General features: G+C 71.0%; 1 pseudogene. It reads right to left on the bottom strand.

Going from position 1 to position 231, the window contains the following annotated elements:
* Positions 1–231: pseudogene (locus HA630_RS01515) on the bottom strand (maleylacetoacetate isomerase); the annotation flags it as partial.

The raw sequence follows: 231 nt of genomic DNA, 5'->3' as shown, positions 1-231 counted from the left end.
GATCCAGGTGCCGCACCAGGCGTTGATGGCGGCCTCGTCGGCGCCGAACGTCTTGCGCAGGTACTCCAGGATGCGGCGGTTGTTGACCGGGTGGATGTCGCAGCCGACGATGGCGGCGAGCGCCCGCACCCGCTGCCGGCCGCCGGCGTCGGCCGGCAGCAGCGCGGGCGTGGGGTACTGCTCTTCCAGCCATTCGATGATGGCGGGCGACTGGATCAGCACCTGCTCACC

This window comes from Aquabacterium sp. A08, from assembly GCF_011742065.1.
This window is presented reverse-complemented; position numbering and strand designations above follow the sequence as displayed.